This is a genomic window from Nostoc cycadae WK-1 (genome assembly GCF_002897135.1).
Taxonomy (GTDB): Bacteria; Cyanobacteriota; Cyanobacteriia; order Cyanobacteriales; family Nostocaceae; genus Nostoc_B.
In genome coordinates this window covers 242,606-268,556 of record NZ_DF978421.1, presented here as the reverse complement: position 1 = coordinate 268,556, position 25,951 = coordinate 242,606, and the positions used below count along the sequence as shown (strand labels likewise).

General features: G+C 41.3%; 21 protein-coding genes. 11 read left to right on the top strand and 10 right to left on the bottom strand.

The window, feature by feature from the left end:
* Positions 1-509: 509 nt before the first annotated feature.
* Positions 510-719: a hypothetical protein gene (locus NCWK1_RS01045; RefSeq protein ID WP_096582155.1), complete on the top strand. Its 210-nt coding sequence runs from the start codon at positions 510-512 to the stop codon at positions 717-719.
* Between the two features lie 144 nt (positions 720-863).
* On the opposite strand, the gene ilvC is transcribed toward NCWK1_RS01045, so the two are convergent.
* A complete protein-coding gene (ilvC, locus tag NCWK1_RS01040) occupies positions 864-1,859 on the bottom strand; it encodes a ketol-acid reductoisomerase (RefSeq protein ID WP_096582157.1) in 996 nt (331 codons plus the stop codon).
* Between the two features lie 117 nt (positions 1,860-1,976).
* Positions 1,977-2,417, bottom strand: a complete 441-nt coding sequence (locus tag NCWK1_RS01035; protein ID WP_096582159.1) for a thermonuclease family protein — start codon at positions 2,415-2,417, stop codon at positions 1,977-1,979.
* 186 nt (positions 2,418-2,603) lie between these two features.
* Here NCWK1_RS01035 and NCWK1_RS01030 point away from each other — a divergent pair, with 186 nt between their 5' ends.
* The 5 genes from NCWK1_RS01030 (at position 2,604) to NCWK1_RS01010 (ending at position 11,509) form a co-directional block, all read left to right on the top strand.
* Positions 2,604-3,503 carry a DUF4349 domain-containing protein gene (locus tag NCWK1_RS01030; protein ID WP_103123409.1) on the top strand — a complete coding sequence of 300 codons (900 nt, stop codon included), beginning with the start codon at positions 2,604-2,606 and terminating at the stop codon, positions 3,501-3,503.
* A 106-nt stretch (positions 3,504-3,609) separates the two neighbouring features.
* Positions 3,610-5,145: a SagB/ThcOx family dehydrogenase gene (locus NCWK1_RS01025; RefSeq protein WP_103123408.1), complete on the top strand. Its 1,536-nt coding sequence runs from the start codon at positions 3,610-3,612 to the stop codon at positions 5,143-5,145.
* A 157-nt stretch (positions 5,146-5,302) separates the two neighbouring features.
* A complete protein-coding gene (locus NCWK1_RS01020) occupies positions 5,303-7,594 on the top strand; it encodes a PAS domain S-box protein (protein WP_103123407.1) in 2,292 nt (763 codons plus the stop codon).
* Between the two features lie 11 nt (positions 7,595-7,605).
* A complete protein-coding gene (locus NCWK1_RS01015; RefSeq protein WP_103123406.1) occupies positions 7,606-9,114 on the top strand; it encodes a hybrid sensor histidine kinase/response regulator in 1,509 nt (502 codons plus the stop codon).
* A 187-nt stretch (positions 9,115-9,301) separates the two neighbouring features.
* Positions 9,302-11,509, top strand: a complete 2,208-nt coding sequence (locus NCWK1_RS01010; protein WP_103123405.1) for an EAL domain-containing protein — start codon at positions 9,302-9,304, stop codon at positions 11,507-11,509.
* A 9-nt stretch (positions 11,510-11,518) separates the two neighbouring features.
* Here NCWK1_RS01010 and xth read toward each other — a convergent pair whose 3' ends face one another.
* Complete coding sequence (gene xth, locus NCWK1_RS01005; protein ID WP_103123404.1) at positions 11,519-12,304, bottom strand: exodeoxyribonuclease III; 786 nt, start codon at positions 12,302-12,304, stop codon at positions 11,519-11,521.
* Between the two features lie 460 nt (positions 12,305-12,764).
* On the opposite strand from xth, the gene NCWK1_RS01000 reads away from it, so the two are divergent.
* The 4 genes from NCWK1_RS01000 to NCWK1_RS00985 all read left to right on the top strand — a co-directional run bounded on the left by NCWK1_RS01000 (position 12,765) and on the right by NCWK1_RS00985 (position 16,133).
* The gene (locus NCWK1_RS01000; protein ID WP_103123403.1) at positions 12,765-13,832 is read left to right on the top strand and encodes a glycosyltransferase family 4 protein; all 1,068 of its coding nucleotides are present in this window, start codon (positions 12,765-12,767) and stop codon (positions 13,830-13,832) included.
* A gap of 57 nt (positions 13,833-13,889) precedes the next feature.
* A complete protein-coding gene (locus NCWK1_RS00995; protein ID WP_096582175.1) occupies positions 13,890-14,075 on the top strand; it encodes a hypothetical protein in 186 nt (61 codons plus the stop codon).
* A gap of 121 nt (positions 14,076-14,196) precedes the next feature.
* Entirely contained in the window at positions 14,197-15,228 is a 1,032-nt protein-coding gene (locus NCWK1_RS00990) for a zinc-dependent alcohol dehydrogenase (RefSeq protein WP_103123402.1), read from the top strand.
* 8 nt (positions 15,229-15,236) lie between these two features.
* Positions 15,237-16,133 carry a DUF4351 domain-containing protein gene (locus NCWK1_RS00985; RefSeq protein WP_103123401.1) on the top strand — a complete coding sequence of 299 codons (897 nt, stop codon included), beginning with the start codon at positions 15,237-15,239 and terminating at the stop codon, positions 16,131-16,133.
* Positions 16,134-16,147: 14 nt separating this feature from the next.
* Here the strand turns inward: NCWK1_RS00985 and NCWK1_RS00980 are convergent, their stop codons facing one another.
* A complete protein-coding gene (locus NCWK1_RS00980) occupies positions 16,148-16,726 on the bottom strand; it encodes an NADPH-dependent FMN reductase (RefSeq protein WP_103123400.1) in 579 nt (192 codons plus the stop codon).
* A 125-nt stretch (positions 16,727-16,851) separates the two neighbouring features.
* Positions 16,852-18,018 (bottom strand): ferrochelatase, encoded by a 1,167-nt coding sequence (hemH, locus tag NCWK1_RS00975; RefSeq protein WP_103123399.1) that lies wholly within the window; start codon positions 18,016-18,018, stop codon positions 16,852-16,854.
* 93 nt (positions 18,019-18,111) lie between these two features.
* On the opposite strand from hemH, the gene NCWK1_RS00970 reads away from it, so the two are divergent.
* Positions 18,112-18,735, top strand: a complete 624-nt coding sequence (locus NCWK1_RS00970; RefSeq protein WP_103123398.1) for a class I SAM-dependent methyltransferase — start codon at positions 18,112-18,114, stop codon at positions 18,733-18,735.
* Between the two features lie 94 nt (positions 18,736-18,829).
* Here NCWK1_RS00970 and coaBC read toward each other — a convergent pair whose 3' ends face one another.
* The 5 genes from coaBC to NCWK1_RS00945 all read right to left on the bottom strand — a co-directional run.
* The gene (gene coaBC / locus NCWK1_RS00965) at positions 18,830-20,062 is read right to left on the bottom strand and encodes a bifunctional phosphopantothenoylcysteine decarboxylase/phosphopantothenate--cysteine ligase CoaBC (protein WP_103123397.1); all 1,233 of its coding nucleotides are present in this window, start codon (positions 20,060-20,062) and stop codon (positions 18,830-18,832) included.
* Positions 20,063-20,125: 63 nt separating this feature from the next.
* Positions 20,126-20,338, bottom strand: a complete 213-nt coding sequence (gene isiD / locus NCWK1_RS00960) for a protein IsiD (protein WP_096582189.1) — start codon at positions 20,336-20,338, stop codon at positions 20,126-20,128.
* 153 nt (positions 20,339-20,491) lie between these two features.
* Positions 20,492-21,112: an alpha/beta hydrolase gene (locus NCWK1_RS00955; protein ID WP_096582191.1), complete on the bottom strand. Its 621-nt coding sequence runs from the start codon at positions 21,110-21,112 to the stop codon at positions 20,492-20,494.
* Positions 21,113-21,208: 96 nt separating this feature from the next.
* Complete coding sequence (locus NCWK1_RS00950) at positions 21,209-23,845, bottom strand: beta strand repeat-containing protein (protein ID WP_103123396.1); 2,637 nt, start codon at positions 23,843-23,845, stop codon at positions 21,209-21,211.
* A gap of 150 nt (positions 23,846-23,995) precedes the next feature.
* On the bottom strand, positions 23,996-25,951 hold a 1,956-nt coding region (locus NCWK1_RS00945), incomplete at its 5' end, for an OmpA family protein (protein WP_103123395.1).

Sequence of the window (25,951 nt, the reverse complement as noted above, 5' to 3'; positions counted from 1 at the left end):
GCTGAAGTTAGATACAGGAATTGAGGTGATTTGAGGAATAAAATTTATAGAGCTACGTGGACTTCGAGCTTTAAAAGATGAAACTTTGATGAATAATAAAGTAATGATTAACAGTCTATAGTTAATATAAATAATGGCTTTGAAAAAAAGCAACAGTGTTCTAGTAAATTCATGTATTTTTTACAAATACTTGTAGGAATTTACTTAAGTAAATCACACAAATCATATTGCTGATGAGGGTAAATCGCAGCCAGACAAACAACACCCTAGTTTTTCGTTGCTATATCTCTACGAGGGAAGTTTGTGTAAAGTTTATGTAAAAACCTATACGTGGAATGCGAGATATTCTGTAATTCTGATTTTATCAGTGTTGAGGCGATCGCTCTAGAGAAGATGCAAAGTTCATTAAATTTAATCAACCTCATGATCAGCCTGCTGCCAAAACATGTATAATTTCAGGCAATGCAAAGTTTAGCTTGACTACTGAAATTTTCCATAAATTGAAGGCTATGATTTCTCAAGATTATGATTCAATCTATGCTGTTGATGACCTGCTTAGAAAAATCAGAATTAAGGAAAGTCAATTAAAAATCGCCCAGGAATCACAGATGCTTTATACATCTGAAGCATTAAACAATCAAATATTAAATTTGCGCCGTCAGCTATCTGAGGCACAAGACCCAGAAATGCAAGCCTTGATGAGTTTGTTAGATGATTGAATTTGTCAGAATCTTGGATTTACAGCAGTGAACAAGGCTGAAAAGCTTTGAGTTTATGCTTTTGTTTGACTTGCAATCTGCTGTAGGTAGAGAGACGCTGTTAATTGCGTCTCTACCATGAAAAATTGCCGATGTGAAACTGAATTAAACTTTTTTCAACCAGCTAAACATTGCCCGTAGGTCTTTACCGACTACTTCAATGGGGTGTTCGGCTTCTTGACGACGCATTGCCGTAAATCCTGGTTTACCGGATTGGTTCTCTAAAACGAATTCACGAGCAAATTGTCCTGATTGAATTTCGCGGAGAATTTTCCGCATTTCCGCTTTGGTTTGTTCGTTGACAACTCTGGGGCCACGGGTATAGTCGCCATATTCTGCGGTGTTGGAAATGCTATCGCGCATTGTGGCCAAACCACCTTCTACAACCAAGTCAACAATCAATTTAACTTCGTGCAGACATTCAAAATAAGCTAATTCTGGTTGATAACCAGCTTCGACTAAGGTTTCAAAACCAGCTTTGATTAAGGCGCTCAAACCGCCACATAATACTGCTTGTTCTCCAAACAAATCGGTTTCAGTTTCTTCGCGGAAAGTGGTTTCGAGAATGCCCGCGCGTGTGCCACCGATACCTCTAGCGTAAGCCATTGCGCGATCGCGTGCCTGACCACTAGCATTTTGATAAACAGCAAACAACGCTGGTACGCCTTGTCCTTGTTCATAAGTCCGGCGCACTAAATGACCAGGGCCTTTGGGCGCTACCATCACCACATCTACTTCAGCAGGTGGGACAACTTGCCCAAAATGAATATTAAAACCGTGGGCAAAAGCCACTACATTTCCAGCTTCTAAATTAGGTTCAATTTCGTTTTTGTAAACTGTTTTTTGTACTTCATCGGGTAACAAAATCATGATGAAGTCAGCTGCTTTAGCTGCATCTGCAACATTTTTCACGGTTAAGCCAGCGGCTTCGGCTTTTTGTGCTGACTTGCTTCCTGGATATAGCCCGACAATCACATTCAAACCGCTATCTTTTAAATTCAGGGCATGAGCATGACCTTGGGAACCATAGCCGATAATAGCAATAGTTTTTCCAGCCAAAAGGTCTAAATTGGCATCTTCGTCATAGTACATCCGGGCCATAGAAGCATCTCCTGTCAGCAAGCATCACAATTATTTATAGGCAGGTTTTTGATCTTACCTTAAATTGTGTAACTAAAGATAAGCTAAGAAACATCAAAATTTCTCTGTTATCGATGATTATCTTGGGACTTGTTTATTTGTGCCTGGATTAATTTGCTGCCATATTCCTAGTCGTTTATTTTTAGCATTGGCTTGAGCGATTAAATATTGAGTTTTAGTTTCTTGGCAGTTGTCGATAGAATCTTGATCAACAACAGCATTACCTTCGGCAACTAAGCGGAGATTGACTGACTGATTATCGACAAATATTTCGCCAGTAATGCGATCGCTTTCATCTTCTGTAACTCTTCTAATCACTACCGCATTACCCGTTGGTAATAGTTGTTTGAGTTTCTGCGTTGCGGCTGAACTATCAGATTTTTGTCTTGCATTCGGTAAATTAACACAAGCCAGTTTGACTGTCTGAATTTGTCCTGTATCGCTTTTGACGCGAATTATATTGCTATCCCCGACTCCAACTACTGTCGCCAAAACTAAAAGTAGCTCTATTAAATTCATATTTTTTAAGATGGGTATTTTTTTACACCGCAACTTTGAGTCTATTTCAGTAATCTGGTGGTTCCTGTGATTTATCTCACATACACAAATTTGACAAAATAGTTGTTACATAAATCGCAACAATATCTAACTTAAAAACTTTCCTCGGCAATACTGAGATTAATTCCATCCATCCCCGGTGAGATTATGAATTTTTCTCTGCCATTACCCCGCAAATCTGCCTTATTTATGAGTGCTTTGCTAGGAGGAGTTGTTTTCACTAGTTGTGCTGCACAAAATAATTTATCTACCAAATCATTGCCGCCACTGGCAGAGCAAAACCAAGCTGCACCAGCCGCTGATCTTACAGGTAATGTTGCCCAAAAAGTAGAAGCTGCACCAGTACCCCGTGCGCGTCCCCAATTAATCAAAAAAGCAGCGATGAAAATAGTTGTGAACTCTGTTGAGCAGAGTATTGATGCCGTTGCACAAATTATTGCCAAACAACAAGGTGATTTAATTGGGTTAAACGAACGCCAACCCACTCAAGAAAATTCACGTCATACCGCATCTATCCAACTGCGAGTTCCCCAAAACTTATTGGAACCAACATTAGAAGAACTAGCTAAATTAGGTACAATAGAAAGTCGTAGTATTACAGCAGAAGATGTAGGCGATCGCTTGGTAGATTTCCAAGCTAGATTAACTAATCTGCGTAAAACCGAAGCTAATTTACAAAAAATTATGGATCGGGCTGGCTCCGTACGAGATGTGTTAAGTGTGGCTCAAGAACTTAGTCAAGTCCGGCAATCTATCGAACAAATTGACGCTCAACTCAAAAACTTACAAAATCAAGTTTCCTATTCCACCATTACCCTTAACCTCGAAGCAGCTGTATCTAGTGCTAGTCCCCAACGTGCGGTAGGTTCACAAATTCAGGAAACTTGGAACAAGTCAACCCAATCTTTAGGCGGGTTTACCATTGGTTTATTAAAGTTGGGTATATGGTTAATAGTTTACACACCTTATTTGTTGATTTTGGCTGCGGGTGTTTACGGCGTTATTCGTTGGCGGCGCATCCATAGACCCCAAGAAACTAGAAATTAAGAACTTGACTGTTGACTCTTTAAGAGGATTGTACCGATTAACACGAAATAATGAGCCAGATGAATGCCAAGATCAAAAAAGAAAGCCCTAGGGTATTGAAAGTACTATGCCAGAAATACACCAATCTATTGCACAGCACTACCACGAACGTACTAAATATGACCCTGATACCCTAGCCTCAAAAAACCAAAGGCTAGACTGGGCTAAACAGCCAGTACCTTTTAAAGAGTATAAAATTGGCTCGGCTTTTGATCTTAAACCTTACCTGCAAGAATCATTAGAACCCCTTGCGGCTCAACAAGAAGATGCTCAATGGTGGCAAAGGCTATCTCGGTTACTGTTTCGCAGCTACGGATTAACGGCAAGAATGCCTTCTATGGGAAGTGCGGTGTATTTGCGTTCCGCACCCAGCGCTGGCGGGTTATATCCGGCTGAGGTGTATATAGTATCTCGCGGTACGCCGTTCTTACCAGCAGGACTTTATAACTATCAGTGTCGCACTCATTCACTGATGTTGTATTGGGAGAATGATGTGTGGCAAGCTTTACAAGATGCTTGTTTCTGGCACCCCGCTTTAGAAGGTACCCAATTGGCAATTGTGGTGACTGGGGTTTTTTATCGTTCAGCTTGGCGCTATGAAGATAGAGCTTATCGGCGAATTTTTCTCGATACAGGGCATCTTTTGGGGAATATTGAGTTAGCGAGCGCTATTACTGATTATCGCCCACACTTGATTGGTGGTTTTATCGATGATGCGGTCAATGATTTGTTATATATTGACCCACAACAAGAAGGTGCGATCGCTGTCCTCGCTCTGGCAGACTTATTAGATATCAAACAAAATTTGTCTACAGGATGTACGGCTTTACCTTCAGCTACAGAAACTAACTATCCCCATGTCCCTGACGGCGAATTGCTGAAATATTTCCATCGTCACACCCAAATTCAGCCAGGTGTCACAGGCAAACTGAATTTACCCGCCGTCAAACAAGAAAAGTCTTTGGAAGATAAATATAATTTTCCCTTCTGTCTGAAAATTCCCACCGCTACCACACCAATAGACTGGGGTGAAAATCTCTTCAACTTGGAATTAACCATCCATAAACGCCGTTCTACCCGTGCTTACAGTGGTGATGATTTAACCTTTGATGAACTCAAAGCTTTACTTGATTTCACTTACCAACCCCAAAATTACATTGAGCAACACCTTGACCGGACTCCCGATTACTTTGACCTCAACTTAATTGAAACATTTATTGCTGTAAGTGGTGTCAAAGGTTTGGAATCTGGCTGTTATTATTACGCACCCAAAGCTCAAGAATTACGCCAAATTCGGTTTAAAAACTTCCGGCGCGAGTTACACTTTCTGTGTTTGGGCCAAGATTTAGGCAGAGATGCCGCCGCAGTTGTTTTTCATACCGCAGATCTCAAAGCTGCCATTGCTCAGTACGGCGATCGCGTTTATCGTTATTTACACATGGATGCTGGGCATTTAGGTCAACGCTTAAATTTAGCCGCAGTTAATCTTAATTTAGGTGTTAGTGGTATTGGTGGCTTCTTTGACGACCAAGTAAACGAAGTTTTAGGTATTCCTATTGATGAGGCTGTTATCTACATCACTACGTTGGGAAGACCAAGATAAAACAAACTCTACCAACACAGAGAGAAATTTTTACTCATCTCTGTGTTCTCTTGTTTATTTTTATTAAGAATAGAAAACAGAATATTTTTCAGATAAAACGTTTAAAACAGCAATTTATGAATGTAACTAATTTAGTCTAAAAAATATTAATAAACATATGAATAATGAATTCCTATTTACTAATAATCCTTGTCCGATTTGGATATACGATAGAGAAACTCTCAAATTTCTCAATGTCAATGAAGCAGCAATTAGTAAATATGGTTATTCAAAAGTACAATTTCTGCAAATGCAAATTACTGACTTATACCATGTAGAACATTTGCCTGCTTTATTAGAAAACTTATCTAATTATCAGTATAATTTAAATTTTCATCATCAATGTCGGCATTGTTGTCAAAATGGCAAATATATTGATGTTGAAACCGTAACCCATGCTATAGAATATGAGCATAAAAACTCTCATTTAGTTTATATCCAAGACATCACTGAGCGTAAAGCAATAGAGGGCAATCTTCTAGCAAGTGAAGCAATGTTTCGAGCAGTTTCAGAAAGAATTCCTGCCCCTTTAATGATTTCTAGATTATCTGATGGGTTAATTTTAAATGCTAATCAAGAGTTCTTCAAAGCATTTCGTTGCGAGTCAGTGGATATAATAAATTGTCCAGTTACAGATATCTATCATGATATAAATGAGTCTCAAAATCTATTAACAGAACTAGAGAAGCAAGGCTCATTACATAATTATGAAATTATGCTCAAAAGAGCAGACGGAAGTACATTTTGGGCTATTGCTTCACTTCAGCATTTAATATTTAATGGTGAGTCAGCTATTTTATCTGTATTGTCTGATATCACCGAACACAAGAATACAGAAACACACCTCAAAGAGCAAAATGAATTTCTGCAAAGTATTTTCGAGCGCATTCCATTAATGATTGCCTTGATTAATCCAGCAGGTCAATTAGAATGGGTGAATCAAGAATGGGAGAAAATTATTGGGTGGAAGCTGGAAGATTTTCCAAGTTGTGATTTGCTCACATCAATATATCCTAATGCTGAAGACCGTCAATATGTAATGAATTTTGTGCAGTCAGCAGACCAAACTTGGGATGATTTTAAAAATAAAGTGAGAGATGGTCGAATTGTTGATACATCTTGGACTAATATTAGACTTCCTAATAATCAAATCATGGGTATCGGGCAGGATATCACATATCGCAAGCAAACTGAGAGGGCATTAAAAACTCAGTTAGAAAGAGAACAATTAATGCGAACTGTGGTGCAGAGAATTCATCAATCTTTAAATTTGCAAGATATTCTTAACGCTACAGTTCAAGAAGTAAGACATTTGCTGCAAGTAGAGCGAGTGATTGTTTATCAATTTGCCCCTGATATGAGTGGTAAAGTCGTAGCAGAATCAGTAGAATCTGGCTGGACAGTATCTTTAGGTGTACAAATAGAAGATACTTGTTTTCAGACAGGGAGAGAAGTAGATTATCATCAAGGGCGAAAACGCGCGATCGCCGATATCTACCAAGCTGGACTTACAAATTGTCATATTCATCTATTAGAACAATTTGAAGTCAAAGCTAATTTAGTTGTACCTATTTTATTAGAATTAGGTGGCGAAAACATTGGCTCTCGCCTTTGGGGTTTACTGGTGGCGCATCAATGTTCTCGTCCACGAGAATGGGAAGAAAATCAATTAGACTTGCTTGATCAACTTTCAGTGACAATTGCGATCGCTATTCAAAAATCTAGTATCTTTCAACAAGCTCAAACCGAATTAGTCGAACGACAAAAAGCCGAAAAGCAATTGAGAAGCGCCTTAGCTGAAAAAGAAATTCTTTTGAAAGAAGTACATCATCGCGTCAAGAATAACTTGCAAATTGTCTCAAGTTTATTACAACTCCAATCTCAAACTCTCAAAGACCCAGAAGTAATTAGAGTTTTTCAAGATAGTCAAAATCGGATTGATTCTATCTCATTAATTCACAAAAATTTATATACATCACCGAATATTGGGGAATTAGATGTAGTTGACTATATCCAGACTTTAGCAACTAGTATTTTAATTTCTTACCAAATCGGATTAGAAAGAATTGACTTAAAAACTAATATTGCCGCAGTTAGCCTGAATGTTGATCAAGCGATCGCTTGTGGTTTGATTATTAACGAATTAATTTCTAACTGTCTAAAACATGCTTTTCCCAATGAGGAAAAGGGAAGTATAACTATTACATTACAGAATATTAATGATCATATCGAAATGTCTATTCAAGACAATGGTGTTGGGATACCAAATGATTTAGATTGGAATAATAGTAGTTCTTTAGGTTTATCTTTAGTTTATGACTTAGTTACAGAACAGCTTGAAGGCAGCATGACTTTAGAACGTCATCATGGTACAAAGTTTACAATCAAATTTCCCCAGTTCATTTTGTAGTAATATTTCCAATGGAGCAAGCGAGAATTTTAGTCGTAGAAGATGAAGTTATAGTTGCCAGAACCATTGCTAACCAACTGAATCAACTAGGATATACAGTAATTGGAACAGCTTCTTCCGGACAAGTTGCCATTGCTAAAGCCTTAGAAGGCAAACCTGAATTAGTTTTAATGGATGTCATCTTAAAAGGTGAGATGGATGGCATTACAGCAGCATCTCAGATTCGTGAGCAGTTAGATATCCCAGTAATATTTCTGACTGCTTATGGCGATGATAATACAGTACAACGTGCGAAAACTACGCAACCATTTGGATATGTCATTAAACCCTTCACTCCGAAAGATTTGCGGATAGCCATTGAAATTGGCTTATTAAAACACGCATTAGAACGGGATTTACGCGAAAATCGAGACCGATTAGCTACACTTTTAAACTCAATGAGTGATGCTGTTATTGCCACAAATGAACAAGGAATTGTGACATTTGTCAACCCAGCAGCAGAGGCGCTAACTGGTTGGAAGCAAGCAGATGCTTTGGGGAAAGATGTATCTAAAATTTTTCAGCTAGTTGATGAAGTTACAGAAACTTCTTTAGAAAACCCTGTAGCAAAAGTTCTCAGAGAGCGACAGGTGATATATTTAAATGACTTTACATCACTGATTACGAAAAATGGTTCTAGAGTTCCCATTGGTGATAGTGCTTCTCCCATTATGCGGCAGCCTGGACAGATAAATGGTGTAGTAGTTGTTTTTTGGGATCTCAGCGAACGAAGACAAGCGCAATTACTTGAACAAGCATTGCATAAAGAGCGAGAAGTTAATCAACTTAAATCTCTATTTATTTCGACCGTTTCTCATGAATTTCGTAATCCTTTAAGCGTGATTCAATCATCAGTTGAATTGATTGAACTGCAAGGAGAAAATTTAACTATAGAGAAAAGAAAGACATATTTAAAAAGAATTAATAGTGCAGTGCAATCCATGAAACAACTTATGGAAGATGTGCTGTTTATGGGTAAATCGGATGCAGGTAAATTGGAGTGTCATCCTAGTTTTCTAAATTTGCAAGAATTTTGTCAAGAATTGCTTGCCGAATTTACCACCATTAATCCTAGAGGCGCAGAAATTATTTTTAAATGTCATAGCGATCGCACAGAGGCGTGCATGGATGAGCAAATGTTACGTTACATATTTACGAATTTACTCAATAACGCTGTGAAATACTCTCCCACAGGTGGTAATATCTTATTTGATTTAACTTGCGACCTAATTGACAAAGTAGCTATTTTCCGCATTCAAGACCACGGAATTGGTATCCCGAAAGCCGATCAAGCCCGACTTTTTGAATCATTTTACCGAGCTTCCAATGTACAATCCATTCCCGGTACAGGGCTAGGATTAGTCATTGTGAAAAAGTGTGTAGAAGCACATCAAGGCCAAATCAGTATCAACAGTCAAGCTGGTGCTGGTAGTACATTCACAATTACTTTGCCGTTAAATTATCCAAACAGAATTAAGTAGTTACAATTTAGAATTGAATTTCGTCTAACTTTTTGTTCCCTATTAACTTGTCTGCACCGAAGAACTTTTTTAACTAAAAGATATTACCTGAAAATCACCAAATCTTCATGTAGTTGAAGAGCAATTTATCTTTTACTTTCAGACTATTGGGAACATTAAAATAAGTCGGATCAGCAAAGTATTACCTATGAGCAAGAAATCTCCTACTTCCAAGACTTGTGCTTGTCGCCATCTTGCACGCTGCCAAAAGAGGGAAGCAGGCAGACTTTTTCTCTGGTTTCCTATTCCCCATACCCTCACAAAAGTTACTGCTTACCTACAACAATTTTCCCTAGATTATGAACTGATGCAAGAGCGTCCAGGGCTAAGTTTAAAGTGTCAACCCGGACAAGCTCAAGAAATTGCCTACAACTTAGCTCAACTTTTAGCACCTAGAGAATTAAAAGAAACGCAAGTCCTGTTTATTCGTGGCGAACTTCAACCACAACTCCAGGATTTTAGTGATATTGCTTCATTGCAACGCTTCATTACATTCAATCAATCTGAGTGGCTAGTAAATATGCTGGCAAAGGAACGATTTACTACACACTTTCAACCCATCGTCTCAATTCAAAATACATCCGAAATTTATGGTTATGAATCGCTATTACGAGGGCTAGATGAAGAAGGTAATTTATTATCACCAGGGCCAATCTTGGAATTAGCTACGGAAGCCGGACTGTTACCACAACTCGACCGACTCGCTCGTTTGAGTACAATAGCTCAGTTTAGCCGTTATCAAGTCAACGGTAAAATCTTCGTCAATTTTACACCAACAGCACTTTATGACCCCGCTTCTTGTCTACGTAGTACAGTCGAAGCAATTGATCAAGCAGGTATTGCTCACGATCAGGTTGTCTTTGAAGTTGTAGAGTCAGACAGTCCTCAAGATTTAGCCCATCTCCAGGCAGTGCTGCAATACTATCGAGATAGGGGGTTTTTAGTTGCCCTGGATGACCTTGGTTCTGGTTATTCCGGTTTAAACTTATTGCACCAGTTGCGTCCCGACTTTATCAAGTTGGACATAGAGTTGATTCGAGATGTGCATCAAGATTTGTACAAAGCCTCAATTACCGAGAAAATTATCGAGATTGCCCACAAGTTAAACATCCATACCGTTGCTGAAGGAATTGAGTCCATTGAAGAACTGAACTGGCTACGAGAAAAAGGTGCAACCTTTGCTCAAGGCTATTTAATCGCTCAACCTCATCCTGTACCTGTGACTCACACTCCACATTTTGAGGCGATCGCTTTAACTTTAGCATCGGCAACCGAGCAACCAATCCAGCAACAAGTGCAACACCAAAGTGAATCTGAGCGCATTGTTGCGGCTGTCACCCAGCGCATCAGGCAATCTTTAGAATTAGATGAGATTTTGCAAACCACAGCCGATGAAGTCCGACAACTATTTGCTGTAGACCGAGTGGTAATCTATCAGTTTGAGCCAGACTGGAGTGGTTTAGTGGCTGTAGAGTCTTTAGCACCAGGCTGCATATCCATTCTCGGATTTAATGTGATGGATACATGCTTTCAGTCTACCCGCGCAGATTACTACCAACAGGGCAATACAAGAGCCATTGAAAATATTGAAACCGCAGGACTATCACCTTGTCATATTGAACTTTTACAGAGTTTACAAATTCAGGCAAACTTGGTTGTGCCGATTTTGCAACAAGAGCGTTTATGGGGATTATTAATTGCTCATCAATGTAGTAGTACCAGAAAATGGTACCAGTCAGAGGTTAATTTATTTAACCAGTTAGCCGGACAAGCGGCGATCGCTATTCACCAGTCGGAACTATACCATCAATTACAACAAGCAAACCAAGAATTACAGCGCCTTGCTGCTTCCGATGGTTTAACCCAAGTGGCAAATCGGCGCTGCTTTGACGACACACTCAACACCGAGTGGCAAAGATTAGCCAGGGAACAAGCCTGTTTATCCTTAATTTTGTGTGATGTCGATTGTTTTAAGTTGTATAACGATACCTATGGACACCTAGCAGGAGATGATGTTCTCAGACAGGTAGCCCAGGCAATTTCAATGACTGTTAAACGCCCTGCGGATTTAGTTGCTCGGTATGGTGGTGAAGAATTTGCCATCATTTTGCCCAATACAGATACTGAAGGTGCGATCGCCGTTGCTACAGAAATTCAAAATAATATCCGTGCATTGCAATTACAACAACCAAATTCTCAGGTAAATCAAATCATCACTCTCAGTTTAGGTGTCGCAACCATTATTCCTGATAGTCAATCATCCCCAGCAACTTTAATTGCTGCTGCTGATCAAGGACTCTATCAGGCAAAAGCCCAAGGCAGAAATTGTATAGTGCAGATGAACTGTGAAGCATAACTGTTTAGTTTACTCAATTTCCACAATCACTGGTGTGTGGTCGCTGGGTTGGGTCAATTTTCTGGGGTTAACATCAATGATGCAACTTTTGGCACGCTCATACAAAACTGGTGTGAGATAGTGATGGTCAATTCGCCAACCCAAGTTGCGGCGAAAGGCAGCTGTGCGATAATCCCACCAACTATAATGACCACCTTCAGTAGTAAATTTGCGAAAAGCATCGGCAAAGCCTAATTCCAGAATATCTCGTAAGGCTTGGCGTTCTGCCTGGGATGCCATAATGTGGTTTTCTGGATTTACTTTGTCGTGAATATCTATCGACTCTAGAGCAATATTAAAGTCACCGCAGATGCAAATGGCTGGATGTGATTTGAGTAAATATTGTAAATACTCTCGCAGCACAGTCAACCAGCGTAACTTAAATTCATATTTTTCACTACCAATTGCGGAACCGTTAGGCACATATAAATTTACAATCCGAATGCCATCAATCACACCTGTAATTACGCGTTTTTGCTCATCCCATTCTGGTTCCAAATGAGGCAATATTGCTGTAAATCCAGCAGAAACTTCTGTTAGTGGTTGACGGGAGATTAGAGCTACACCGTTATATGCTTTTTGTCCTGATATATAGACGTGATAACCTAATTCTGTAAAGGGCGATCGCGGAAAGTCGGCATCTATGACTTTAGTCTCTTGCAAACAAAGCACATCTACAGGATTCTCACTCAACCAATTGATCACCTGTTCTAGACGAGTGCGAATCGAATTAACATTCCAAGTAACAATTTTCATTTAGTTATTTATCGAATTAATGCGTGATATTCTCAATTATCAAAATTTTAGTATTATTTAATCTTTATGTTAATGATCCTCGCAATTGCCTATTTTTGCACAGTTTGACATTTCTCTAAAATTGATCCCGGCTATGATTTTTAGTATTTACAGCTACAAAATCTGCATTTTTGTAAGTTCCGCTACAAAATAGTCTAGTTAATTCTGATCCCCAAGATAGATGAAATTCAATGAAGGTGAGCTATATTTTATAGGGGTAGGCACTTAGTGTCTACAACATAGTAAATGGTCTTAAATGTATTGGTAGACTTGGACGTTACTGTTAACTAATGTTGCACTCTTCAGAGTCAGTTAAGTTAATTGAAATCTTAAAAGAGTCAGTAAAAATGCTTTGTCTTCTAGAAAAGATTTTACTAATCTTTACAAAAAGACTTTCTTAGAGTCCGAACCAAAACAACTTATGAAAATCGCTCAGGTAGCCCCCTTATGGGAACAAGTTCCACCTCCAAATTATGGGGGAATTGAACTGGTAGTGAGTCGCTTGACCGATGAATTAGTGCGTCGCGGCCATGAAGTAACTTTATTTGCTTCTGGTGATTCACAAACTCTGGCTCGTTTAGCAGCAATTTATCCACGCGCTTTACGTTTAGACAGTGATGTCAAAGAGTATGCAGTGTATGAAATGTTAGAACTGAGCCAAGCTTATCAACAAGCTGCGGAATTCGATATCATTCATTCTCATGTGGGAATTGCGGCATTAGCCTTGGCGAGTTTGGTTTCAACTCCCAGTGTGCATACTCTGCACGGCAATTTTACAAAAGATAACATTAACGTATACAGTCATCACCAAAAGCAAGCGTACGTCAGCATTAGTAACGCCCAAAGGCAAATTAATTTAAATTATATTGCCACCGTCTATAACGGAATTCAGCTTACAGATTATCCGTTTATAGCCCAACCAAAAGAACCGCCATACTTGGCATTCTTGGGACGTTTTTCTCCCGAAAAAGGGCCACACCAAGCGATCGCAATTGCGAAGCAAACTGGCTGGCGCTTAAAAATGGCCGGAAAAGTTGATGTAGCCGACTCGAAGTTTTTTGAACAAGAGATTGCCCCTCAAATAGATGGTCAGCAAATTGAATATCTCGGTGAAATTAACCACACCGCAAAAGCTGAACTTCTCGGCAATGCTGCAATTACTCTTTTCCCTATTTCTTGGCAAGAACCTTTTGGTTTGGTGATGATCGAATCAATGGCCACTGGTACACCAGTAATTGCCATAAATTTAGGTTCTGTACCGGAGGTTATTGTTCAAGGTCAAACAGGTTTTATCTGCCAAAACTATGAAGAAATGGCAGCCATGATTCCCGCAGCTTTGAAACTAAATCGCCACACTTGTAGAGAACACGTCAAAAACAAATTTAGCGTTACTCAAATGGTAGACGGTTACGAAGCAGTCTACAAACAAATTATAAAAAATCGCATCAACCTCAACGGTTACATCCATGCCGCTAAAGTTCGGCAATAATTTACAACCTTTTTACCTGCGTTTTAACATCAATCTTATTTTAAGGAGGACATTGGAATGAGTATGCGAGCCAACAATTGCCCATGTTGCGGTGGTTCCCTACTGCGTCATGTCCGTCATGGTGAACTATATTGGTTTTGCCTGTCGTGCCGACAAGAAGTACCGCTGTTAACAGTTAATCGCTTAAATAATGGAGAAACCCGGAATACAGGAGTGCTGACACCACCAAAAATCAATACTTAAGTCTTGTGGCTGCAAAAGAATTCAAAAGTCAGAATTCAAAAGTAAAACAAGCTTGGCTATTTTAGTATGTAAGTCTCCACCTGATAAAATCAGGTGGAGCTTTTGAATTGGGTCACAAGCCTTGTTAGCAGCATTACTTTATGGCCAGGAAGATTTACGGTTAGAGCAAGTCGCTGACCCCACACCAGCAGCTGGTGAAGTTGTCATTCAAGTGGGTGCAGCGACAACTTGCGGTACAGATTTGAAAGTGTGGCGGCGTGGTGGTCATGCCAAGATGTTGAAACCACCCACATTGTTTGGTCATGAAGCCGCTGGAGTGATTGTAGCGGTGGGTGCAGGTGTCAACGATTGGCAAGTAGGCGATCGCGTCGTGGCGAATAACTCTGCCCCCTGCATAAAATGCTTTTTTTGTCAACGTCAAGAGTATTCCCTATGTCCGAATTTAACTTGGAATAATGGCACATTTGCCGAATATCTCAAAATTCCTGCACCCATAGTCAAGCATAATTTATTGCATCTTCCTGATGAATTGCCCTTAGAGTTGGCGGCGATGACAGAACCATTAGCTTGTGTATTACATGGTGTCGCCCGTTCCCATATCAAACCCAAAGATAAAGTAGTTGTGTTGGGAGATGGGGCGATTGGTTTAATGTTTGTCGCCGCATTAGCTGATACAGCTGAAGTAATACTCTGGGGCGGAAATGACCACAGGCTAGAAATTGGTCAAAAACTCGGCGCAACACAGACATTTAACTATCATCAAATGACTGATATTCCTGGTGTGGTGAAAGAACTTACCCAAGGCTGGGGTGCAGATGTGGTGATTGAAGCCACTGGTGTACCTAGTGTATGGGAAACTGCGATCGCCTGCGCCCGTCCGGGTGCAACAGTCAACTTATTCGGCGGCTGTCCCAGAGATACGACCATTACCGTGAATACAGAACAATTGCACTACAGCGAACTCACATTAAAAGGCGTATTTCACAACACACCTAAATATGTGCGATCGGCACTTGCAATGATAGCCAGTCGCAAAATACCTTTAGAATTACTCATCAGTGAAAGGCGACCTTTAAAGGATTTAGAACAAGTTTTTCAGGAGATGAAAGCGCGTCAGGTAATTAAAGTAGCAATGGTTTGTACTCAGGACTGAATTTCTCGATGATTGACCATGATCGTTTATTTAAAGAACTTCTTTCTAACTTCTTCCCTGAATTTATCGAGTTATTTTTTCCCGATGTCAGTGCTTATTGGGAGCGAGATTCTATCGAGTTTTTACCACAAGAAGTATTTACAGATGTGACTGAGGGAGAGCGTAAAATACTCGATGTAGCCGCTAAAGTTACATTTAGAAATCAAAATACTTTATTCATCATCCACACTGAACATCAATCTTATTCACAAACTAATTTTAATCAGCGAATGTTTACCTACTTCGCTCGACTGCATGAAAAATATGCTCTACCTATATATCCTATAGTCATTTATTCCCATGACACACCACTGACACCAGAACCAAATTCATACCGTATTGATTTTCCCAACAAAAAGGTGCTGGAATTTAATTATGACGTTGTGCAATTAAATCAATTAAGATGGCAAGACTTTCTCAATCAAAGAAATCCTGTTGCTAGTGCTTTGATAGCTAAAATGCGGATGAATATTCAAGAACGCCCAATAGTAAAACTAACGTCCTTACAATTGCTGGCGAACTTAGAACTCAACCCAGCACAAGTACAATTGATATCAGGGTTTATTGATACATATCTCGATTTGAATGCTCAAGAAGAAAGAATATTTCAAGAGCAACTTGCTAGTATTGAACCACAGCAGGAGGAAAGAGTTATGCAAATCGTTACCAGTTGGATGAGACAAGGAATACAGCAAGGTGAAGCAAAGCTGATTTTACGCCAACTTAACTCCCGTCTAGGTGAAGTTAAACCGCAATTGCAAGCACAAATTCAAGGCTTATCATCTGCGGAGTTAGAAGATTTAGGCGAGGCTTTGCTAGATTTTACAACCACTACTGATTTAGAAGCTTGGTTTGAAAATAGATAGTTAAAATAACTGGATTAGAACGGAGTGCCTTTTTCTTTTCGTTGGCGTTGCAATGCTTCTTCGTACCACTCCAATTCCTTTAAAAATTGACCAACTCGCTTAGTCAAACTCGCTTCTTGTGGAGTACCTGATTCATCTAAAGAGTCGCCAATTTTGGAGATAGCAAACATGGTGGAAATAGTAACCATTCCCATCTCTGCTAGAAACGAGCGTAACTGTATAGCGGCGCGTACACCGCCAAAGCCACCAGCTGAGTAGGAGACAATACCCGCTGGACGGAAATAGTATTCTTCAAGATAATGATCCATCAGATTACTCAATCCTGGCTGAATGGAATGATTGTATTCTCCAGTAATCACGACAAAACCGTCGGCTGTGCGGATATGTTCTGCCAATTCTGCCATTTTTGCCGGAGCCTGACCTTGAGCATACTCCTTGTACATCCTATCTAAGATGCCAAAGTCATACTCCATAGCATCGACAAAAATTACCTCATGATTTCTTTGCTGGAGTTGATCAATGATAAATCTAGCAGCTTTGATGCCTTGGCGATCGCTCCTGTAGGAACCGTAGAAAACTAATGTTTTAAACATAGTAAGTAGAGAGTGGTGAGTAGGGAATGGGGTTTAGGGATTAAAAGACTTTCATAAATTCATTGTGAAATTTACTGAAAAAATACTACTTTATCGTCCCTAGTCTCTAGCCCCTGGCCCCTGTTTTATTGCAACAGTCCAATCATGTGTAATAAGCCATGACCCGTCACTAACTCAATAATTAAAGCAATAAACCCTAACATGGCAATTCGACCATTCCAGACTTCTGCACTGGTAGTCATACCCCATTCCCAACTTTCTGGTGGGTACATCTTCACCCTTTTTTTCATCTGGGCTGCTTGTGACAGCTTGAAATTAGGTTGTTCCAGTGCTTCAACAACTAAATCAGCCAAGGCTCTAATAAACACTGGATGAGTATTCGGTGCAGGTGCGCGACGGAAGTTGTGAATTCCGGCTTCTTCCGCAATTTCTCGATATTCAATGTCAATTTCTTGCAGTGTCTCGATGTGTTCGGAGACAAAACTGATGGGTACAACCACGATATCTTTAACGCCTTGTACGCCTAATTCTTTCAGCGCATCTTCAGTATAGGGTTGCAGCCATTCTACCGGGCCGACACGGCTTTGATAAGCCAAAGTGTGAGCATTAGGACGATTGAGGGTCTGCATAATTAAATATGTGCATTCCTCAATTTCTTGCTGATAGGGGTCGCCTGCTTCTTCAACGTAGCTTTTAGGTACACCGTGAGCGCTAAAGAAGATATGTACCTCATCAGGATTAGGACATTGGTCTATTTCCTGAACGATAAGATCCGCCATCGCTCGTAGGTAATTTGGTTGTTTGTACCAGGAAGGAATAACAGTGTATTCAAGACGTTGTAGTTTTGGGTCTTCTTGCCAAAGTTTTTCTAATAACCGGAAACTAGAACCACTAGTACTAATGGAAAATTGTGGATAAAGAGGCAGAATGACCAGTTTATCGATATCATCTTGAGTTAGCAGGGCGATCGCTTCTTCTGTATAAGGATGCCAATAACGCATACCTACGTAGATGTTAGCTTCTTGCCCTAAATCACTCAACTGTTCTTTTAAAGCTTCTCCTTGCGCTTCTGTAATTCGCCGTAAGGGAGAACCACCACCAATTTGTTTATAATTTTCTTGAGAAGTTTTCACACGCCGCGAGGCAATGAACCACGCTAGGGGTCTTTGCAACCAGCGAAATGGTAGGCGAATGATTTCGGGATCAGAAAATAAATTGTACAAAAATGGCCCGACATCCTCTAACTTATCGGGGCCACCGAGATTGAGTAATAAAACGCCTACACGACCCATAGCAGTTATTTTCCCCCAACCTTTTCAGATTTTTTACTAATGTTAACAATATATCTTTATTAAATATAAAGCTTAATAGTCAGGAAAGATGCAATGGCCACAATTTTACGTGATTTAAGTTACCGCTATCAATGGTTGTATGATGCTATTTCCCGCGTAGCTGCTATCAGCGTCGGTGGTGAAACCCGTTTTCGCCAACTTGCCTTACAAGGCTTAACAATTAATTCAGATACTCAGGTATTAGATTTATGTTGTGGTAGTGGGCAATCTACACAATTTTTAGTGAAATATTCACAAAATGTAACAGGATTAGATGCCTCACCAAAATCTTTGCAAAGGGCAAAGCAAAATGTCCCAGAAGCCTCATATATAGAAGCTTTTGCTGAAAATATGCCCTTTGCCGAGAATTCTTTTGATGTGGTACATACTAGTGCGGCTTTACATGAAATGCACGCTGAACAATTACGACAAATTATTCAAGAAGTATATCGAGTGCTGAAACCAGGCGGTGTGTTTACATTAGTAGATTTTCATGCTCCGAATAATCCCATATTTTGGCCTGGTGTCTCAGTTTTTTTACTATTGTTTGAAACAGAAACAGCTTGGGAGTTAATCAAAACCGATTTACCAGAGTTATTACAGGAAATTGGCTTCAAAATAGAGAAGAAACAATTATATGCAGGCGGGAGTTTGCAAGTAATTCACGCGAAGAAATAACTGTCTACTAAACAAGCAAACCTTCTCTAACTCTTCGCGCCTTTGCGTGAGGCATAAAAATTCTTCTTCTCCATTATTGATTGGAGAAACATCATCAAGCATTTCGACTCATCACAAAATTAAACAGATGATGCGCCATTTCTAATTTAGAACAATGGGCAATTTCTAATTGATGATTATGCCCATCTAAAAATATGGCTTGATTATTATTACTTCCAAAACCACTATCAGGCTGATCGATGGGATTAGCAACAATCACATCTAATTTCTTCGTCTGCAACTTCTCCTTTGCTGGAGTAATGATATCTCCAGTCTGTGCAGCGAAGCCAATTAATAATTGATGTGGTTGTTTGAGTTGTCCTAGTTGGGCAACGATATCAGGTACAGGTTCTAGAGGTAAAGCTTGGGGGAGCGATCGCTTGGGCAATTTCTCGGTACTATAATATTTAGGCTTGACATCAGCCACAGCTGCCGACATCACAATCACATCAGCATTTGGTAAGTATTCCAACATTACCTGCTGCATTTCCTCCGCTGAAATTACAGGTATAGCTTGCACACCCAAAGGTACATCCCAATTAGCTACACCATGCACTAAAGTCACATTTGCGCCACGATGCAAGGCGGCTTGTGCTAAAGCCAAACCCATTTTACCCGTAGAAGGATTACCAATAAATCTTACTGGGTCGAGATACTCTCGCGTTCCCCCAGCACTAATTAATATGTGTTTACCGACTAAATCTCGCTTACCGCCAGTATGTAATAAAGATTGAATGCGAGTGACAATTTCTAATGGTTCCGCCATTCTACCAGCACCGATGCGATCGCACGCCAGTAACCCCGATGCTGTACTCATCCCATGATAACGGCTATCTGTTAACAATTGCTGCCAATTGCGTTGCACCGTCAACTGTTCCCACATATCCGTATTCATTGCAGGCGCTAACAATACAGGACAAGTTGAAGCTAACACCGTATTCGTCAGCAAATTATCAGCCATTCCGTAGGTTAACTTAGCTAATGTATTCGCTGTTAAAGGCGCAATTACGATTAAATCAGCCCATTCTCCCAACTCAATGTGCAACGGACGAGAGTGAGTTGGTTGCCAAAAATCATCATCTGTATAGGCAGGGTGACGGGAGAGAGTCGCTAAAGTTAAAGGTGTAATAAACTCTTGCGCTGAACGGGTGAGAATTACGCGAACTTCTACCCCGCTTTTAAACAGCGTCGAAACAACCTCACAAACTTTATAGGCGGCGATACCGCCGCCTACACAAATAAGAACCCTTTTGTTGCGATTTTCACTTGGAGATTGAAGATTAGACATCAGAAAAAAAAGATGAAGCCTGAAATTAATTTCATACTTCATACTTTATACTTAATACTTCATCTAAGCTTCATCGTAAGGTTCTAAATCTAAGAGGTAGATATAGGGTTCCACTAATTCTGGACGCTGAAAGGCGATCGCTCGGAGTAGATGCCAATCGTTCAAACCTTCAAAAGCATTGCTATAATTATCAAGTTCCAGACGCGTAGCTAAGTCTTCCACATCTGCTGCGGTCATGGCAGCAATTTCTGTTCTGGAAATGCCTACAGTCTTCATAATGCTCGCCCCTCCCTTATGCAGCATTTGCATCCAGCTTGGGTAAAGTTGCGCTTGACGCAACCACCCAATCTATATTACTCATTAGACGGCATTTGTTTCGTAAAAATTTGCATGATTTTTACCATAATTGTAAAAAAATTGTATTTAAGGCTACCCAATTGTCTTTAAAACAAAATTTCGTAACGCCTCTAACATTTGCAGATTAATTTCATGTCCCGCCTCAAATTCCAGGTAATCTAAGGCAAAACCCAGAGACTGCAAAGTTTCCCGGGTTCTGATGGCTGCTTGTAATGGCACAACTTCATCTTGAGTACCGTGCATAACCAAAGTCGGCGGAATTTCCTTTTTACCCGTCGGTACAGCATCAGGATGTAAATAGCCACTCATTACCGTTAAACCAGCTAAAGGTAACTTTAACCCCACTTCTAAAGTCATCGCCCCACCTTGAGAAAACCCACACAAAATCGTCCGCGATAAAGGTACACCAGTGCTGCTTTCTAAAGATTCCAAAAAGTCAGTGAGTAATTGCCGACTTTCAGCTAAACCCAGATACATATTCTCATTTCGCAACTCATACCACGCCTTACCCACAGAAGAATAAGGATGGGGATAAGGTGCATTGGGAAAAACAAACTGGTAATTCGGTAATTGAAAATAAGGCAATAAAGATGCGACATCCTCAGCATTCGCACCCCAACCGTGCAAAGCGACAATTAAGCCAACCGGAGGTTGAGAATTAGCAGAGGGGACATTAATAAATTGTAAAGACACAGACGGAAATTACTCCCATAATTCAAATCTGTAGTAAATCCTATCTCCATCAGTAGAAATTTTGACGGGATACAGGATGTAGGTAGATTTATTCTATTAATCTACTCGGACACGGAAGCGTACAAACCCGAAATTACTACCTGCTGTATAGTTGAGAGTACCAAAATTCACAACTACTGCACCTGTGGGATTAGTTTGATTAGGACATACATTATTAGCACTTAAAGGAGCTAAAGGCGAGAAAAAGCTACCATTATCGCCATCAGCAGCATTAGTTCTGGATGTAGTGGTATTAGCTAGATTTACTAAAATTCCACTAGCTGAACCAAAGCTGTTGCTGAGAAATGTTGTCCCAGTGGGGATAGGGTCACAGAATCTTGCATTTTGTATTGCTTGGTTGCCGTCTGCTAGAAAGTAAATTGTATATTCAACTTCATCGCCACTTTGTAAGGTGAATTGCGAACTCAGATTAATAATGCCTACTGGGGAAAGTTGAGACCAACCTGGAGCGTTATCGTTTTGGTCATTAGGATCATCAATAAAAATACCAAAGTTAACACCGCTCAAAGGCAAACCATTTCTCACAACATTGGTAATTCGTTTCACACCACGCAACCTGAGAATGGGAGTTGGTGCAGCAGAACCTACAGCTACTTCCTCTCCTACTGTTGCTGGGTCGTAAGTGACGCTGGTTGTACCATTTGCTATTGTTCGGGTAGGGTCAAGATAAGTTGCAGTAGCACCATTGTTGTACACTCCATCAGGCACAGTCGCAGCAACATCTGTAGTAAAGGTAATTTGCACACTTGCGCCACCGGGAATGTTGAAGCTGCCAAAATTCAGCGTCGTTGCGCCAGTAGCTGGGTTAGTCACACTAGTGCGTGTTGCACCGCCATTCAATGTCACAGTAGGAGTAACAGAGCCATCAAAACTAAAACCGCTCGGCAAAGGATCGGTAATATCAATATTGGTAGCAGTTGCTCGGTTAGCCGCATTGGCCACAGTGATGGTATAAGTTGCCTTACCTGGCTTGATAATTGGCCCTGGTGTACTGGTGGTTTTAGTAATAGTCAGTTGGGGGACGCATTCTGCACCAGAATTTGCCCCAGGGACAGCGCCAACAGCTTGGCTGATACCACCTGCACCTGCGGTAGCACCAAAGTAAGGGTCTACAGGATCAATGGGGTCTTTCGCTGTGCCACTTTGCCCACCTGTAACGTTAACATTAGCACCAGCACTAGTAAAAACAACCCCGCCACCGCCGCCACCGCCAGGGCCATGAGCGCCACCAAAAGGTTCAGCAGCATTGCTGTATTTAACGTTGCCACCATTACCACCTCTAGCATTCACAGTTAAACCCGCAAGGTTATTATTTGCAGATGTCACCATCACGCTACCACCAGCACCACCGCCACCAGTGCCATCTTGACGCACATCAAAAGCAGTGGCTCCGTTTGCATTGATAGTCCCGCTACCACTGACACTAGCTGTGCGAATTAACACCATACCGCCACCATTAGCGCCACTACTAGCAATACCATTAGTCGGAACACCTGTAGTTGCACTAGTTGCCTGATTTGTGGTACCAGCACCACCGCCGCCACCTAAAACAACCCGATTACTGTTAGCAGGAAAACTAGCACCACCAAAACCACCAACATATACTCCAGATGTCCACGAACGACCGCCTAGACCACCAGTACCGCCGTTACTACCACCACCACCACCGGAATTGTGTCTGTTGTTGATTGGTTGACCATCGGTGCTACCACCGCCAGCGTTACCAGGTGCGCCACGGCCGTAACTCCCACCAGGATAGCCTTCAACACCATTATCAGTAGCTGAGATGGTGGCTGAGTTAAGTACATAGCGGGGTGTGCCAGCAGTACCTTCTCCTTTGGAACCGTTGGCATCACTAGTGGATGAAGTTACATAATCTGTACGGAGGAGACCAGTAGTACCAGTTAACTGACGACCTGCACCGCCACGGAAACCAATACCACTCACATCTACAGTGGCGCTTGCTAAATTCAAATTGCCTGCAACGTCATAAATTAAAATTCCTCCTGTCGCCCCATTCCACGGCGCGGCGGTGAGGCTAGAACTCATAGTGGCACTAGAATATTGCGGTACACGAATTACTTGATAGGTTCTTTGTCCTTGAGTACCAAATGGGGTATTACTGTAGGAATTAATTAATCCTCCGCCATTTGTGCCTTGAATGGGGATGGAACCACCAGCTATTGGCCCAGTAGCGACAACGTATTCGTAATTACCTGCTGTGAAGTTGGCATTGTTGAGGTTCCCACTAGCGCCTGTGGTTACGGGAGCAAGGGAGACATTACTATTGTTACCACCACCAGAAACTCCATTACCGTAACTATCAGTGTTGCTGGCATCAATATCTGCGCCTTGCATTTGGATAATTAACAATAAGTCACCAGCAGCAATGGGAGTGGTAGAACCGTTGGGGTTAATTGCGCCGACAGGAATGGAGGTTGAGCCTGCGGCAACGGTTGTATTTGTCGCACCAGCGTAGTAAGTATTGATGATGCCACCTAAGCTGCTGGGGCCGTCTTTACCGGGGGTGGCACATAAGCGGGGTGCAAATTGGGCTATGGCTGGTGTTTGGGTGAGTAATATTAGGCTTTGATAGCTGAGGGTAGTGAGGATGAGGGTGACGCTACGGATTAGTTTTAGAAGATGGTTGTGAGAATGGTGGGGTTTTAGCATTTTGAATAAATAAACCGCAAAGGACACAAAGAAATACGAACCACAGAGGAGCCAGTCGCGTGGGCGGGTTTCCCGACTTGAGCGTTAGCGAAGCGGTAGCGAGTCTGCGAGCGTCACTGGCGTAGCACAGAGGTCACGGAGGAATGAGAGTTAAGAAGTAGGTTCTATTTGTAAGTCTTTTTCTTGTTCTTCAAGGATGATTTTTAACCCTCTGGTATCTTGGAAAATTATTTCTACTCGTCTATCTCTGGCTGTATCGATGACGGTGTTACCGGAGGTTCTGCGTTGTTTTTCGCCAAAGGTGCGAATGGTCATTCTTTCGGCGGTAATGCCTTGTTTGAGTAAGTAGTTTCTAGCGGACATGGCGCGGCGTTTACCTAGGTCTAAGTTGTAGGCATCACTGGCGCGAATATCAGTATGGCCTTCAATTTCAATGACAATGAAGGGATATTGTTGTAAGACTTGGGCAACTTGATTTAGCACTAAAGTGCTTTCTTGGCTGATGAAGTCTTTATCTAAAGCAAAGTGAATGATGCGCGGAACTTTCAGCCGGATGGGTTCTGGTTTTGGTCCAGGTTGTGGGTGTGGTTCAGGAGGTTGGGGTGCGCTGACACATTTGGGCGGTGGGGAATTTTTTACGGGAGAGGGAGAGTAATTTCCCTGAGATGGGTCTGTGATGATTGCGTTGTAGGCTGGTTCGGATGTACCGTATTTGGGATGGGTGGCGATCGCACTTATCTTATCCCCAGCCCGCAAACCTGCTAAACTACCGCTAAAGTTACCTTTTTCATCGACGGTTAATGTTGTGAGTGGTTCACTCAAGGGGCCATATTTCTCTTCTCCCTGGACGCGATATATTTGCACTTGAGTACCAGGGTCGGCTTGACCGCTAATTAAGGCTTGACCATTCACTAGCAATAACTGAGAACTGGCAAATTCTGGTGCATTCACCGCACCGTTAGCTGTTTCGAGTCTGCGGTTGGGACTGTTGCGTTTGGGGTTGGGGCCATCTCCCCGTTGAAAGTCGCTGATGTCTAGCCTTTGCTGGGTGTTGAGGTCAATACTTAAACCTTCTAAGTCGCTAAATTGATTATTTTGAATGATGTTAGCGATCGCACTACCAAAAGTACCATGAGTACCAAATGCTGTCACTGCTACTCCCGGCCCTGTTTGGTGGCGAATTTCGTTATCGCTGACTTGATTTGCGTTACCCATTAAGTAAACTGCGGCGCGGCGCAAACGTCTCCCGTTAAAGGTGATGCGGTTATCATGAATTTTGACGTTACCTGTGGGCTTGAATAAATAAACACCAGCCCCATCATTACCGCAAATCAAATTTCCTTGCAGTTGGGAATTGGCAATTATACCTTCTAACCTCACAGCGTCAGGCATTCCGGCTATGCCATTTCCAACAATGATGTTTTCTGCTATTAAAGTATTTTCAGCACGTACAGAAGTAATAATTGCACTACCTTCATGGTAAGAAATACGGTTACGGCGAATTTTTGTCGCGGTGCTGTTGAAAAGGTAGACACCAAAAGCTGAGGTTCTCTCTGGCATTTTCTCATCTGGAGTAATGCCTAACCAGTTATTTTCAATTACCACGCCTTTGGGTGGAATGTCTTTGTCTCCAAAAGGAAAGTTACTGTTTGGTGGTTGTTGCTGTTTGGTATTAGGAGGCGGTAAGCGATGGGAAATAAAAATATCGGCTGGCGGTGTGGTTAAGGTTGCGCCTTGGTTCAGGAAACGGAAACCGTAGATACTTAAACCGCGAATCTGCACATTATCAGCAACTACCGTAAAACCACGTAATATCTCTTGGTTGGTGGCGGGGGTGATAGCTATTATTGGTTGAGGAATGGCAATTTCCGCCGTTGCAGAACGGGAAGCATCGTAATTCGGTTGGCTAGTACCGTCTATGATTAATTTTGGTGTGGCTAGGGGTGGTAATTCCTGTTGTAGTTGGATAGTGGTTTGATTTGGCGGTAAGTTAAATTCTATTCGCGCGTTGTCATTGCTGGGTTGTACTTGCGCTTTTTCTTGGTTACTCAGTTTTTCTACGGAGAGATTACCGTTTACTAGTAGTCCACCAAGGAAATTTTGCTG